General features: G+C 70.2%; 2 protein-coding genes (1 of these 2 cut by a window edge). Both read left to right on the forward strand.

What is annotated here, in order from left to right:
* Window positions 1-9,099: the 3' portion of an SDR family NAD(P)-dependent oxidoreductase gene (locus LVJ94_06540; protein WXB06892.1), read on the forward strand. Its footprint begins 1,491 nt before the window's first position; only the last 9,099 of its 10,590 coding nucleotides appear in the window; the start codon falls outside the window, past its left edge; the stop codon is at window positions 9,097-9,099.
* Window positions 9,096-15,407, forward strand: a complete 6,312-nt coding sequence (locus tag LVJ94_06545; GenBank protein WXB06893.1) for a type I polyketide synthase — start codon at window positions 9,096-9,098, stop codon at window positions 15,405-15,407. Before LVJ94_06540 ends, LVJ94_06545 begins: the two co-directional genes overlap by 4 nt.
* The last annotated feature ends 7 nt before the right edge of the window (window positions 15,408-15,414 follow it).

Consider the following 15,414-nt stretch of genomic DNA (forward strand, 5'->3'; position numbering starts at 1 on the left):
ACCTGGCTGCGCGCGAACCCCGCGCGGCCGCTGTTCGACGTGGTGTACACGGCGGCGGAGCATCGGACGCACTTCGAGTCGCGCGCATCGGTCTCCGTCCGTAGCACGGCCGACGCGGTGGAGGCGCTCGATGCGCTCGCCGCGGGGCACTCGCACCGCGCGGTCGTTCAGGCGACGGCGCAAAAGCGCGCGAAGGTCGTCTTCGTCTTCCCCGGGCAGGGAAGCCAGTGGAGCGACATGGGCAAAGCGCTTCTCGCGACGTGCCCCGAGTTCGCTGCCGTGGTCGCGCAATGCGATGCGGCCCTGCGTCCGTGGACGGGTTGGTCCGTCGCCGCGCTGCTGCGCGGCGAGGAGACGGACGATGCTCCGCTCGATCGCATCGACGTCGCGCAGCCGATCCTGTTCACCATGTACGTGGGCCTCGCGGCCGCGTGGCGCTCGCTCGGGGTGGAGCCTGCGGCGGTGGTCGGCCACAGTCAGGGCGAGGTGGCCGCGGCCGTCGTCGCCGGCGCGCTGACCCTCGAGGAAGGTGCGCGGGTCATCGCCGTGCGAAGCCGCGCCCTGCGCACGGTCAGCGGTCAGGGCGAAATGGCCGTCGTGGAGCTTCCCGTCGCCGACGTGGAGCGGCTGCTCGCCCGCTTCGACGGTGCGGTGTCCATCGCCGCGGTGAACACCGCGACCTCCACGGCCATCTCGGGCGATCCCGACATGGTCGCGGAGCTTCTCGACCAGCTGGACGAGCAGGGCGTCTTCTGCGGCAACCTGAACGCCGACGTCGCCTCGCACAGCGCATACATGGATCCGATCCTCCCGGGCATCGCCTCCGAGCTCGCGGTGCTGCGCCCCAAGGCGGCGCAGGTACCGTTCTATTCGACGGTCACCGGTGCTCTTCTCGGCGGCGAGGCCCTCGATGGTGCGTACTGGTGCCGCAACCTGCGTGAGCCGGTGCGCCTCGACTTGGCCCTCGCGCAGATGCTCGCGCAGGGGCACGGCGTGTTCGTCGAGGTGAGCCCGCACCCGCTGCTGGCCATGCCCCTCACGACGGGGACGTCGGACTCGGGCGGTGTCGTGGTGGGCACCCTGCAGCGGGAGCAAGGTGGCTTGTCGCCGCTGCTCGCGAACCTCGGGACCTTGCACGCGTACGGTCACGATGTCGACTGGAAGCGCGCCTTCGGCCGCCAGGCCGATCCCGTGGCGGAGCTCCCGACCTACGCGTTTCAGCGCCAGCGCTACTGGCAAGAGACGCCGGCCGAGCGGCGTGACGTGCGCCAGCTGGGGCTTGGGTCGCCGGATCATCCTTGGCTCGGCGCCGTCACCGCGTTGGCCGATGAACAAGGCCACATCTGGTCCGGCCGCCTCTCGCTCCGCGAGCACGGGTGGCTCGGCGATCACGCGGCGTTCGGCGTGGTGCTCGCACCCGGCACGGGCCTGCTCGAATTGGCCCTGACCGCAGCCCGCGCCGTCGGTGCGCCCCGCGTTGCGGAGCTCACGGTGTCGGAGCCTTTGCTTCTCGGAAGCGACGCCGTTCGCCTCCAAGTGATGGTGAATGCGCCCGACGGCGCTGGCCGCCGCGCGATCTCCATCTGGAGCCAGCGCGAGTCGGAGGATGACGTGTGGACGCGCCACGCCGTTGGCGAATTGAGCGTCGAGGGCAAGGCGAGCGCGGAGTCGTACGAGCTTGCTCTTCCCGAGGATGCGGAGACCGTGTCGCTCGATGGCTTCTACGAGCGCCTCCGCGCGCGCGGTTTGGAGTATGGCCCCGCGTTTCGCGGTCTCGTGGAACTTCGCCGCCACGGTGCGAGGGCCCACGCGCGCGTGGCGCTGCCCGAGGGCGTGAAGGCGAGCGCCGGCGCTTATGGCATGCACCCTGCGCTGCTCGACGCCGCGCTCCACGCCTTGGCCGCGCTCTCCGAGGGGGCATTGCTTCCCTTCTCGTGGTCCGACGTGGAGCTCTTCGCCACCGGCGCCACCGAGCTCGAGGTTCGCGTCGAACTCGAACCCGGCGCCGACAGCGCCCGCGCGAAGATCGTCGTCGCCGATGCCTCCGGCCAGCCGGTGCTCCGCGCCGGTGAGCTCCACCTGCAGCGCGCAAGCGCCGAGCAGCTGCAACGCTCCAAGTCGACCGGCACGCGCGATCTCTACCGCGTCGAATTTCACCCGGTGGACGAGGCTCCCGCACGCCGCGAGGAACCGCGCCGCGTCGTCGTCGAGGCGACGGGCGCCCGCGAGGGCCACGTCGGCGTCGCCGCGCAGGCCGCCGCCGTCGATGCCCTGGCCAAGCTGCAGGCCATGCTGGCGGATCCCGAGCTCGAGTCGGCCGAGATCGTGTGGGTCACGCGGCATGCCGTTCGCGCGACCGGCACGGAGACGCTCGACCTGGCGCACGCCCCGGTGTGGGGGCTGATTCGGTCCGCGCGGAGCGAGACCTCGGACCGCGTGCTGCGTTTGCTGGACGCGGGCACCGAGCCGCTGGACGGCGATCTGGTCGAGCAGGCGCTGTCGCTGAGCGCCGAACCCGAGCTGGCCCTGCGCGATGGCCGGATCCTGGGCGCGCGCCTGGTGCGCGTCTCCGGTGAGGCGGCATGGAAGGGGCTCGACCCCGAGGGCGCGGTGCTCATCACCGGCGGCACGGGCGAACTGGGCCAGGCGCTCGCGCAGCACCTGGTGGCGGCACACGGCGTCCGTCACCTGGTGTTGACCTCGCGCCGGGGCGCCGAGGCGCCGGGGGCCGCGGAGCTGGTGACGGCGTTGAAGGAGCGCGGCGCGGACACCGTGCACGTGGCCGCATGCGACGTGGCGGACCGCGTGCAGCTGGCGAACCTCCTCGCCGGCACCGAGCGGCCGTGGACCGCCGTCATGCACCTGGCCGGCGTTCTGGACGACGCCACCGTGCAGGGCCAAAACGCGGAGCGCTTCGAGCGCGTGATGGCCCCGAAGGTCCAAGGCGCCCTGCACCTCGACGAGCTGACCGCGGGCATGGACCTGCGCGCGTTCGTGCTGTTCTCCTCGGCCTCGGGCACCTTGGGGGCCGCAGGCCAGAGCAACTACGCCGCGGCGAACACCTTCCTGGACGCGCTGGCCGCGGATCGGCAACGCCGCGGGCTCGCGGCCACGAGCCTCGCCTGGGGACTCTGGAACCCCGCCGGCATGGGACTGACCGCGCGCCTCGCGCAGGCGGACCTCGCGCGCTTCCGCCGTCAGGGCATCGCGGCCTTGTCGATCGACGAGGGCATGCACCTTCTCGACGCAGCCCTCTCGCATGACGACGCGCACCTCGTACCCGTGAAGGTCGACGTGACCGCGCTGCAACGTGGCGTCGCCTCCGAGGAGAGCCTGCCCGTCCTTCTGCGGAGCATCGTGCGCCCGCGTCTGCGCCGCGCGGCCTCGGGCGAATCGAAGGCGTCGGGCCTCGGCGAGCGCCTGCAAGCGATGCCCGAGGGTGAGCGCCTCAAGTGGCTCGTGCAGCTGGTTCAGCGAGAGGCCGCCGTGGTGCTGGGTCTCGCCGGCGCTTCGTCGGTGCAACCGCAGCACGTGCTCAAGGAGCTCGGTCTCGATTCCTTGATGGCCGTGGAGCTGCGCCGCCGTCTGGCCACGGAGACGGGCGTGTCGCTGCCGGCGACGCTCGCCTTCGACCATCCGACACCGGCCGCGATTGCGACGTTGCTCCTGACGCGCGCGTCGTCGTCGCGAGGTGCATCGCCCGCGCGCCCGCGTGCGCGTGCGAAGCAGGACGAGCCGATCGCCATCGTCTCGATGGCCTGCCGCCTTCCGGGCGGAGTGGAGAATCCCGAGGCCTACTGGGACGTTCTGCGCGAGGGGCGCGACGTCATCGAAGAGTTCCCCGCGCGTTGGCAGGCGCTCGACGTGTTCGACGCCGACCCCGAGGCGATCGGCAAGAGCTACACGAACCGAGGTGGATTCGTGCGCCGCATCGACGAGTTCGACGCGGGTTTCTTCGGCATCTCGGCCCGCGAAGCGGTGGCCATGGACCCGCAGCAGCGCTTGATCCTGGAGACCGCCTGGGAGGCCCTCGAGCGGGCCAAGCTGGTCGCCGAGGATCTGCGGGAGAGCCGGACGGGCGTCTACATCGGCTCGATGGGCTCCGACTACGGGAGCAACCAGCGCACCGCGATGGATCTGTTCGACGGCTACCAAGGCACGGGCAGCGCGGCCAGCGTCATCTCGGGCCGTGTGGCGTACGTGCTCGGGTTGCAAGGCCCCGCCGTCACGGTGGACACGGCCTGCTCGTCGTCGCTGGTGGCGTTGCACCTTGCGTGCACGGCATTGCGGCAGGGCGAATGCGAGCTCGCGCTGGCGGGCGGTGTGACGGTGATGAGCACTCCGTCGCTGTTCGTCGAGTTCAGTCGCCTGAAGGGCCTCGCGAGCGACGGCCGTTGCAAGAGCTTCTCGGCCACCGCCGACGGGGCAGGTTTCTCCGATGGCTGCGGCATGGTGGTGCTGAAGCGGCTTTCGGCGGCGCAACGCGACGGGGACCGTGTGCTGGCCGTGATCCGCGGGTCGGCCGTGAACCAGGACGGCCGCAGCCAAGGGCTGACCGCACCGAACGGTCCCGCACAGCAGCGGGTGATCCGCGACGCACTGGCCGCGAGCGGCCTGGTGGCCGCGGACATCGACGCCGTGGAGGCACACGGCACCGGGACGACGTTGGGCGATCCCATGGAGGCGGGGGCGCTGGCCGAGGTGTTCGGGCCGGGTCGCCAGGGGCCGCCCCTGCATCTGGGCTCGGCCAAGTCGAATATGGGCCACACGCAGGCGGCCGCGGGGATCGCGGGCGTGATGAAGATGGTGCTGGCGCTCGAGAACGAGCTACTGCCGAAGACGCTGCACGCGGAGGACCCGAGTCCCCACGTGGCGTGGGAGGCGAGTGGGCTTTCGCTCCTGCGCGAGGCTCGGGATTGGAAGCGTGGTGCGCGGGTTCGTCGGGCGGGCGTGTCGTCGTTCGGCATCAGTGGGACGAATGCCCACGTCATTTTGGAGGAGGCGCCTGCGCTCCCCCACCCCAACCCTCCCTCTGCGCTGAAAGTCGGCCGCGGCAAGCCGCGGACCTCCGAGGGGGAGGGAGCCCTGGTGGGCGTTCTCTCCGTGTCGGGGCGCGATGAAGCGGCGCTGAAGGCGCAAATTGCGAAGTGGGCGGGGTGGCTTCGGGAGCATCCGGAGCAGCGGATGGAGGACGTGGCGTACACGTCGTGGGCGCATCGGACGCAGTTCGACGTGCGCGCGGCGGTGGTGGCGCGCAGCGTGGAGGAAGCCGCGGCGGCGCTCGAAGAAGGTCGCGTGCTGCGTGGATCGAGCGGAGGGGAGACGAAGCTGGCGGTCCTGTTCACGGGGCAGGGAAGCCAGCGTGTCGGCATGGGCAAAGGCCTGTACGCGGCATTTCCGGAGTTCCGGCGTGCGTACGATGAGGTGATCACGGCGCTGGAAACGCGGATCGATGAAGCGCAGTTGGATCGGACGGAGACCACGCAACCGGCGCTGTTCGCGCTGGAGGTGGCGCTGTACCGCCAGTGGCAGGCGTGGGGTGTGGAGCCGAGCGTTCTCGTGGGGCACTCGATTGGAGAATTGAGCGCGGCACACGTGGCGGGGGTATTGAGCCTCGCCGATGCCGCCAAGCTGGTGTGCGCGCGCGGTCGCCTGATGCAGGCGTGCGAAGCTGGTGGGGCCATGGCGTCGGTGGAGGCCACCGAAGCGGAGGTGCTCGCGGTCCTCGAAGGGCGCGTATCGATCGCGGGGCTGAATGGCCCGCGGCAGACGGTGGTGAGCGGGGACGAGTCGGCGGTGGCGGCCATCATGGACCGATTTGCGGCGCAAGGCCGTCGGGTGCGCCGGCTGCGCGTGTCGCATGCGTTCCACAGCGCGCACATGGATGGAATGCTGGAGGCGTTCGCGAAGGTTGCGGAGAGCTGCACATACCACGCGCCGAAGGTGACGTTGGTGAGCACCTTGACCGGTGCCGTCGAAGCGATGGGGAACGCGGCCTACTGGGTCAAACAAGTGCGCGAAGCGGTGCGCTTCGTGGACGCCGTCGCGACACTGCATCAGCAAAAGATTACCCATTATCTGGAGTGCGGCCCGTCGGGCGTGTTGACGGCGATGGCGACGGCTTGCCTCGGCGACGAATCGCGTGCGACGTTGGTGCCGAGCCTCCGGGGCGAGCAAGACGAAGAGCGGGATCTCGTCAGCGCCCTGGGATCCCTGCACGTGAGCGGGCTCGCGGTCGAGGTTCAAAAGGTCTACGCCGGGCGCGAAGTTCGCCGTACGGACGTGCCGACGTACGCGTTCCAACGCGAACGCTACTGGCAAGAGACGCCAGGAGCGCGCAACGACGTTCGCGCGGTGGGGCTGATGTCGCAGGAGCACCCGTGGCTCGGCGCCGTGACGACCTTGGCGGAGGGCCAAGGCCATCTGCTGACGGGCCGCATCTCGTCGCGGGAGCACGCGTGGCTGAACGACCATGCGGTGTTCGGCACAGTCCTGGTACCCGGCACGGGCTTGCTGGAGCTGGCGCACGCGGCCGCGGACGCGGTGGGTGCGCAGGTCGTCTCGGAGCTGACCTTGGCGGAGCCGATGGTGCTGCGCGAGAAAGGCAGCCTGCGGCTGCAAGTGACGGTGGGCGCGGCGGACGGGGAAGGGCGTCGCGCCATCAGCATCTACAGCCAGGACGAAGAGGGGCCCGACCCCGCGGCATGGCGCCAGCACGCGACCGGCGAGCTTCACGACGAAGCGCCCGTTCCGTCCACGATCTCCGCGCCTTGGGATCTCGCCGACGCCGAGCCCGTGGACCTGGAAAGCTTCTACGCGCGCCTGCGCGCGTACGGTCTGGAGTACGGCCCGGCCTTTCAAGGCTTGGCCGAACTCCATCGCCGCGGAAACGTGGCCTACGGCCGTGCGGTGCTTCCCGAAGCCCTGCGCACCAAGGCCTACGACCTTCACCCGGCCCTGCTCGACGCGGCGCTGCACGCCCTGGCCGCCCTCACCGAGACGGACCTCGCTCGGACCTCGCCGGCCCAGAGCGTGCTGCTCCCCTTCTCCTGGAACGACGTCGAGCTCCACGCGACCGGCGCGAGCGAGCTTCGCATCCGCATCGAGCTGAACACCGGCGCCGACCACGCGACCGCGAGCGTCCTCGTTTCGGACGAAGACGGACAACCCGTCCTTCGCATTGGCTCGCTGCTTCTGCAATCCGCGAGCGCGGAGCAAATCCAAGCCTCGCAGCGCACCGAGCCCATGTATCGCGTGGAATTCCAGCCGCCAGTTCGCGCTTCCGAGACCGATGCGTACGCGCCCGCCGACGAGACCCTCGTCTCGGCCGCCGACGTCAACGCGTTCCTCGCCCGCCTCGACGCCGGCGAGCGCATCCCCCGCAGCGTGATCGTCGATGCCACGGAGCCGTCGGTGCCCGAAAGCTCCGAGCATGCCCGCCTCACCCTTGGCCAGGCCACCCTGCGTTCGACCCTCGAAGCGTTGCGCACCTTGCAGCGCTTGGTCGCGGACCCGCGGCTCGAGTCAACCATGTTGACCTTTGTCACGCGGGAAGCGCTCGACGGCGCCGATCTCGAGCACGCGCCCATCTGGGGCCTGGTTCGAGCCGCGCGCAGTGAGCACCCGGAACGCGTTCTTCGCCTCGTCGACCTCGGCCCGGATCCTTCGGACCGCACGCACCTGGACCGGGCCCTCGCGGTTTCGAACGAGCCCGAGCTCACCGTTCGCGATGGCGAAATCCTCGCCCCGCGCCTCGTTCGCGCACCCTCGCAGAACGTTGCCGAGGCCACGCGGCGTTTCTCCCCCGAAGGCACCGTGCTGCTCACCGGCGGCACGGGCGAACTCGGTCGTGAGCTCGCCCGTCACCTGGTGGTGGCCCACGGCGTGCGCCACCTGGTTCTGACCTCGCGGCGCGGCATGGAGGCCCCCGGCGCGCAGGCCCTGGTGGACACCCTTCGCGAAAGCGGCGCCGAGACGGTGCATATCGCCGCGTGCGACGTCGCCCAGCGGGACCAAGTCGCCGCGCTCCTCGCCCGCGTCGAGCGCCCCTGGACTGGCATCGTGCACCTCGCCGGTGTTCTCGACGACGGCACCTTGCAGGCCCAAAATGCCGACCGTTTCGCGCGCGTGATGGGCCCCAAGGTGGATGGCGCCGTGCACCTGCACGAGCTCACCCAAGGCATCGATCTCGACGCCTTCGTCCTCTTTTCGTCGGCATCCGGCACCTTCGGCACGGCAGGCCAGAGCAACTACGCCGCCGCCAACGCCTTCCTCGACGCCCTCGCCGCGCACCGCCGTCGCCAGGGACGTCACGCCGTCAGCCTCGCTTGGGGTCTCTGGGCGCCGGGCGGTACGGGTTTGACCGCCGGTCTATCCAAATCGAATCTCGACCGATTCCGCCGTCAGGGCATCGCCGCCCTCTCGATGGACGAGGGCCTCCGACTCTTCGATGCCGCACTTCAACGGCCCGAAGCGCACCTCGTGCCGTTGAAGCTCGGCGCCACGTCGGGCGAGCCGCACCCGCTGCTTCGATCCCTTTCGCGGCGGTCTCGGAAGCGCGCGGGAACGTCGCCGGCGGGCGAGTCGAATCTGCGCGAGCGCGTGCTCGCACTGCCCGAGGACGGCCGCTTGAAGTTCCTCACCAACGTCGTCCGGCGCGAGGCCGCCGCGGTCCTCGGCGCCTCGGGCATCGAGGGGGTGCAGCCTCAGCACGTACTCGCGGATCTCGGCCTCGATTCGCTGATGGCCGTGGAGCTGCGCCGGCGCCTTTCCACCGAGGCCGGCATTTCGCTTCCCGCCACCTTGGCGTTCGATCATCCGACGCCGGGGGGGATTGCGCAGCTGATTCTCGAGCGCACGATGGAGGCGGCTCCAGCGACGACGCTCACCAAAGCGCAGCTCGATGCCGTCGCCGAGCTGTTGCTCGGGGCAACCCCCGAGCAGCTGGAAACGGCGGGGGTGGCATCCCGCCTCTTCGATTTGCAGCGCGCGCTGTCCAACGTCGTCGTTCCGCAGCGCGCACCGGTGGTCGATCTCGACACCGCCAACACGGACGACCTCTTGGAATTTCTGGACCGCAAGCTCGGGATGGCCGAATGAACACGTCAGGTACGGAGAAGCTCGAAGTCTATCTGCGGCGCACCACGAACGCGCTTCTCGAGGCGGAGAAGAAGCTCGCTGCCGAGCGCGCGAGCCGCACGGAGCCCATCGCCATCGTGTCGATGGCCTGCCGCCTCCCCGGCGGTGCGGACAGCCCCGAGGCCTACTGGGAATTGCTGCGCGAAGGCCGCGACGCCATCGAAGCGTTCCCCGAGCGATGGGACACGCTCGATGTGTTCGACCCCGATCCGGAAGCCGCCGGCAAGAGCTACGTGCGCGAGGGCGGTTTCGTTCGCGGCGCGGATCGATTCGACGCGGCCTTCTTCGGCATCTCGCCCCGCGAGGCCGCGGCCATGGACCCGCAGCAGCGTCTGATCCTCGAGACGACCTGGGAGGCCCTGGAACGCGCCGCGGTGGTTCCGGAATCGCTGCACGGCACCAAGACGGGCGTGTACCTCGGCACGATGGGTTCGGATTATGGCCACAGCCCGCGTGGGGACCTTTCGGCCTTCGATGGCTTCCAGGGCACGGGCACGGCATGCAGCGTGATCTCGGGACGGTTGTCGTACGTCCTCGGGTTGCAAGGCCCTGCGGTGACGGTGGATACGGCGTGTTCGTCGTCCCTCGTGGCCCTGCACCTGGCGTGCACGGCGCTGCGGCAAGGCGAGTGCGAGCTGGCGCTGGCCGGTGGCGTGACGGTGATGAGCACCCCGGCGGTGTACGTGGAGTTCAGTCGATTGAAGGGGCTCGCCGGTGACGGGCGGTGCCGGAGTTTTTCGGCGCAGGCAAGCGGCACGGGTTGGGCGGAAGGCTGCGGCATCGTGGTGCTGAAGCGGCTTTCGGATGCGCAGCGCGATGGCGACCGTGTGCTGGCGGTGATCCGCGGGTCGGCGGTGAACCAGGATGGGCGCAGCCAGGGGCTGACGGCGCCGAATGGGCCGTCGCAGCAGCGGGTGATCCGCGATGCGCTGGCCACGAGCGGCTTGGTGGCGGCGGACATCGATGCGATGGAGGCGCACGGCACCGGGACGACGTTGGGCGATCCGATTGAAGCCGGCGCGCTGGCGGAGGTGTTTGGGCGCCCGGGGCGCGACGCGACGCGGCCATTGTACCTGGGGTCGTCGAAGTCGAACATCGGGCACGCGCAGGCGGCCGCGGGGATCGCGGGCGTGATGAAGATGGTGCTGGCCCTCGAGAACGAGCTGCTGCCGAAGACGCTGCATGCCGAGGAGCCGAGCTCGCACATTGCGTGGGAGGGCAGCGGGCTGGCGCTGCTGCGCGAGGCGCGGAATTGGAAGCGCGGGGAGCGGGTGCGCCGGGCGGGGGTGTCGTCGTTCGGGTTCAGTGGGACGAATGCCCATGTCGTGTTGGAGGAGGCTCTCCCCCACCCCAACCCTCCCCCGGGGGGGGAGGGAGCCCTGGTGGTCATGGTGTCCGGTCGCGACGAAGGCGCACTGAAAGCACAGGTCGCGAAGTGGGCAGGGTGGCTTCGGGAGCATCCGGGGCAGCGGTTGGAGGACGTGGCGTACACGTCGTGGGCGCATCGGACGCAGTTCGACGTGCGCGCGGCGGTGGTGGCGCGCAGCGTGGAAGAGGCGGCGGCGGCCCTCGAAGAAGGGCGTGTGCTGCGTGGGGTGAATGGTGGCGGAGAGACGAATCTGGCAGTGCTGTTCACGGGGCAGGGGAGCCAGCGTGTCGGCATGGGCAAAGGGCTGTATGCGGCGTTTCCGGAGTTTCGGCGTGCGTACGATGAGGTGATCGCGGCGCTGGAAACGCGGATCGATGAAGCGCAGTTGGATCGGACGGAGACCACGCAACCGGCGCTGTTCGCGCTGGAGGTAGCGCTGTACCGCCAGTGGCAGGCGTGGGGTGTGGAGCCGAGCGTTCTCGTGGGGCACTCGATTGGAGAATTGAGCGCCGCGCACGTGGCGGGGGTATTGAGCCTCGCCGATGCGGCGAAGCTGGTGTGCGCGCGCGGTCGCCTGATGCAGGCGTGCGAAGCTGGTGGGGCGATGGCGTCCGTGGAGGCCACCGAGGCGGAGGTGCTCGCGGTCCTCGAAGGGCGAGCATCCATCGCCGGACTGAATGGTCCACGGCAGACGGTGGTGAGCGGGGACGAGTCGGCGGTGGCGGCCATCATGGACCGATTTGCGGCGCAAGGCCGTCGGGTGCGCCGGCTGCGCGTGTCGCATGCGTTCCACAGCGCGCACATGGATGGAATGCTGGAGGCGTTCGCGAAGGTTGCGGAGAGCTGCACATACCACGCGCCGAAGGTGACGTTGGTGAGCACCTTGACCGGCGCTGTCGAAGAGATGGGGAGCGCGGCCTACTGGGTCAAACAAGTGCGCGAAGCGGTTCGTTTCGTGGACGCCGTCGCGACACTGCATCAGCAAAAGATTACCCATTATCTGGAGTGCGGCCCGTCGGGCGTGTTGACGGCGATGGCGACGGCTTGCCTCGGCGACGAATCTCAGGCGACGTTGGTGCCGAGCCTCCGGGGCGAGCAAGACGAAGAGCGCGATCTCGTCAGCGCCCTGGGATCACTGCACGTGAGCGGCCTCGCGGTCGAGGTGCGGAAGGTCTACGCCGGGCACGAAGTTCGCCGTACGGACGTGCCGACGTACGCGTTCCAACGCGAACGCTACTGGCAAGAGACGCCAGGGGCGCGCAACGACGTTCGCTCGGTGGGGCTCACGTCGCGGGAGCACCCGTGGCTCGGCGCGGTGACGACCTTGGCGGAGGGCCAAGGCCACCTGCTGACGGGGCGCATCTCGTCGCGCGAGCACGCGTGGTTGAACGATCATGCGGTGTTCGGCACAGTCCTGGTGCCCGGCACGGGCCTGCTCGAGCTGGCGCACGCGGCCGCGGACGCGGTGGGTGCGCAGGTCGTCTCGGAGCTGACCTTGGCGGAGCCGATGGTGCTGCGCGAAAAGGGGAGCCTGCGGCTGCAAGTGACGGTGGGTGCGGCGGACGGGGAAGGGCGTCGCGCCATCAGCATCTACAGCCAGGACGAAGAGAGCTCCGACCCCGCGGCATGGCGCCGTCACGCGACGGGCGAGCTGCGCGACGAAACCGGTGAAGCCTCCACCGACCCATGGAACGTGACCGACGCCGAGCCCGTGGAGCTGGAAGGCTTTTACGCGCGCCTGCGCACGTACGGCCTGGAGTACGGCCCCGCGTTTCAAGGCCTGGTCGAGCTCCGTCGCCGCGGCAACATCGCCTACGGCCGCGTGTCTCTCCCGGAGCCGCTTCGCCAAGGCGCTGCCGCCTTCGCGATTCACCCTGCACTCCTGGACGCTGCCCTGCATGCGCTGACCGTGCTCGGCCCCCAGCAGCAACAGGGCGATGCCGACACCATCTTGCTTCCCTTTGCCTGGACCGACGTCGAACTCCATGCGACGGGCGCCACCGAACTTCGCGTCCGCGTCGAATTGGACGCAGGTGAGAGCGCTCGCGCGAAGCTCACCATCGCGGACGGCGCCGGCCAGCCGCTTCTTCGCGTGGGCGCCCTCGTCCTGCAGCGCGCCAGTGCGGCGCAGCTCCAGGCCTCCAAGGCCACCACCGCCGAACATCTGTACCGCGTCGAATTCCAACCGCTGAAGGGCACCCAGGAAAGCGCCCCCGCATCCGGCCATACCCTCACCCTGAAGACGCTCACCGATGCCGACGCCCTGATCCACTCGCTGGACACGGCGCCGACGCCGCACCGGATCCTCGTCGACGCCACCTTTGCCCGTGACGCCGCATCGCCCCTCTCCGAAACGACGGACGCGCTTGCCCTCCTGCAACGCCTGCTCGCCGAGCCCCGCCTCGCGGCCTCGAAGCTCGTCTGGCTCACGGCGGGCGCGGTCCACGCGAGCGCCGACGATGCGCTCGCCGATCTGCAGCGCGCGCCGCTCTGGGGGCTCCTTCGCGCCGCCCGTACCGAGCATCCCGATCGCAGCATTCGACTCATCGACGTCGGTGCGGGCCACGACCGCAGCGACCTTCTCACCCAGGCGCTCGAGGCCGACGCCGAACCCGAGATTGCCCTTCGCGGCGATCGACCCCTCGCGGCGCGGCTGGTGCGCGCGCGCAGTGCCAAAGACGTTCTCGCGCCGCCGGATACTGCGCACTGGCAGCTCGATATCCGGGAGAAAGGCCGCCTCGACACGTTTGCGCTGGTTCCGTCGGCGCTGCCGGAGACGCCGGCACCCGGTCATGTCCGCGTGGCGGTGCGCGCGGCGGGGATGAACTTCCGCGACGTCCTCAACGCCCTCGACATGGTCTCCGCGCCGAAGCTCGGGCTCGAGTGCGCAGGCGTCGTCCTCGCCGTCGGTGCAGGCGTCGAACACGTGCAGGCTGGCGATCGCGTGATGGGCCTGGGGACCGGCACCTTCGGCACCCACGTCGACACCGATGCTCGCTTGCTGGTGCGCATTCCCGATGCGCTCGACTTCGCGGAAGCGGCCACCATCCCGCTGGCCTTCCTGACGGCCCTCCATGCCCTCGACGACCTCGGCGCGCTGCAGGCCGGCGAGACGATCCTGGTGCATGCCGCGGCCGGTGGCGTAGGCATGGCCGCCGTGCAGCTGGCTCGGCACCGCGGGGCGCAGGTCCTCGGCACCGCGAGCCCGGGCAAATGGGGCGAGCTGCGCAAGCTCGGGCTCGCCGACGATGCGATCGCCTCGTCGCGCGATGCGAATTTCGGCGGCGCATGGTCGGTGGCCCCGCGACGCGTGGACGTCGTGCTCAATTCGTTGACCGGTGAGTTCATCGACGCGTCCTTGAAGCTTCTCGCACCGGGTGGGCGCTTCCTCGAAATGGGCAAGACCGATGTCCGCGAACCCCGCGATGTCGCCGCCCTCCACCCCGGCGTTGGCTACCGCGCCTTCGACCTGATGGACGCCTCCGCCGAGCGCATCGCCGAGATGCTCGGCGAGCTGGCCGCCCTTCTCGCGCAGGGCGCCATTCGCCCGCTTCCGCATGCCGCCTACGACGTGCGCGAAGCCCCGACCGCATTCCGCTTCATGGCGCAGGGCCGGCACGTCGGAAAGCTCGTCCTCACCGTGCCGCGGGCGATCGACCCGCACGGAACCGTTCTGGTCACCGGTGGAACCGGCGAGCTGGGGCAGCTCGTTTCCGAGCACCTGGTGCGCCAGCACGGTGCACGCCATCTGGTGCTCACCTCGCGGCAGGGCGCCCGGGCGCCCGGCGCCGACGACCTGGTGCGCCGCCTCCACGCGGCAGGCGCCGAGACCGTGCGCGTCGTGGAATGCGATGCGGCCGAGCGATGCGGCATCGCCGAGGTCCTCGCGACGGCGGCGGAGCGCCCGTGGACGGCGGTATTTCATCTCGCGGGAGTCCTCGACGACGGCATGCTCGCAGGGCAAACGGCGAAGCGCTTCGCCCGCGTGATGGCGCCGAAGGTTGCCGGTGCGCTGCACCTGCACGAGCTCACGCGATCCATGGATCTCGCGGCCTTCGTCCTCTTTTCGTCGGCGGCCGGCACATTGGGCGCGGCCGGCCAAAGCAACTACGCCGCCGCCAATGCCTTCCTCGATGCGCTCGCGGCGCATCGGCGCCAGCGCGGGCTTGCGGCGAGCAGCCTCGCGTGGGGCCTCTGGACGCAGCAGGGCGCCGGCATGACGGCGCACCTCGGAAAGAACGAGCTCGCGCAGATGCGTCGCCAGGGCGTGGCCCCGCTGTCGGTCGAGCAGGCGCTCGCCCACCTCGATGCCGCGCTCGCACGGCCCGAGCCGCACCTCGTTCCCATTCGCCTCGAGCTCGCGACGTTGCAGCGCAAGTCCGAGCAAGGAGGCGAGCTGCCCCGTCTCCTTTCGGCGCTCGTGCAGGCTCGGGGACGCAAGGCCGCCGCGGCGGCAACGGCCGGGCCTGGACCTGCCGAGCAGCTTGCGGCCTTGCCCGAGGCGGAGCGGTTGCCTTGGCTGGTCGAGTTGGTGCGGGCCGAGGTGGCGTCGGTGTTGGGGCTCGCCGGTGCGGATGCCATTGCGGGCGACAAGTTGCTGCGTGACCTCGGCCTCGATTCGCTGATGGCCGTGGAGTTGCGCAACCGGCTCTCCAAATGCACCACGGTCACGTTGCCCACGACCTTGGCCTACGACTACCCCACCGCCCAGGCCATCGCCGAGCTTTTGCATCGCCGCCTGGCACCGAAGCACACCGAAGTACGCAAGCAGGTCGAGCAGGCGCCGGTCGCGCCTGTCGACGACGCCGTGAATTGGGACGCCATGCGCGAAGCGGAGACGCTCACCCTCGCGCAAATGGACGAAGCACTCGATGCGCTTTTGGGCGCGGACGCACGCTGAGGCACTT

It is taken from the genome of Sorangiineae bacterium MSr11367, from assembly GCA_037157805.1.
Classification (GTDB): Bacteria; Myxococcota_A; Polyangia; order Polyangiales; family Polyangiaceae; genus Pendulispora; species Pendulispora rubella.

What these genes read in the sequence shown, in the direction of transcription:
- LVJ94_06545 (WXB06893.1), top strand. Translation starts at nt 9,096, where the DNA reads ATGAACACGTCAGGTACGGAGAAGCTCGAAGTCTATCTGCGGCGCACC.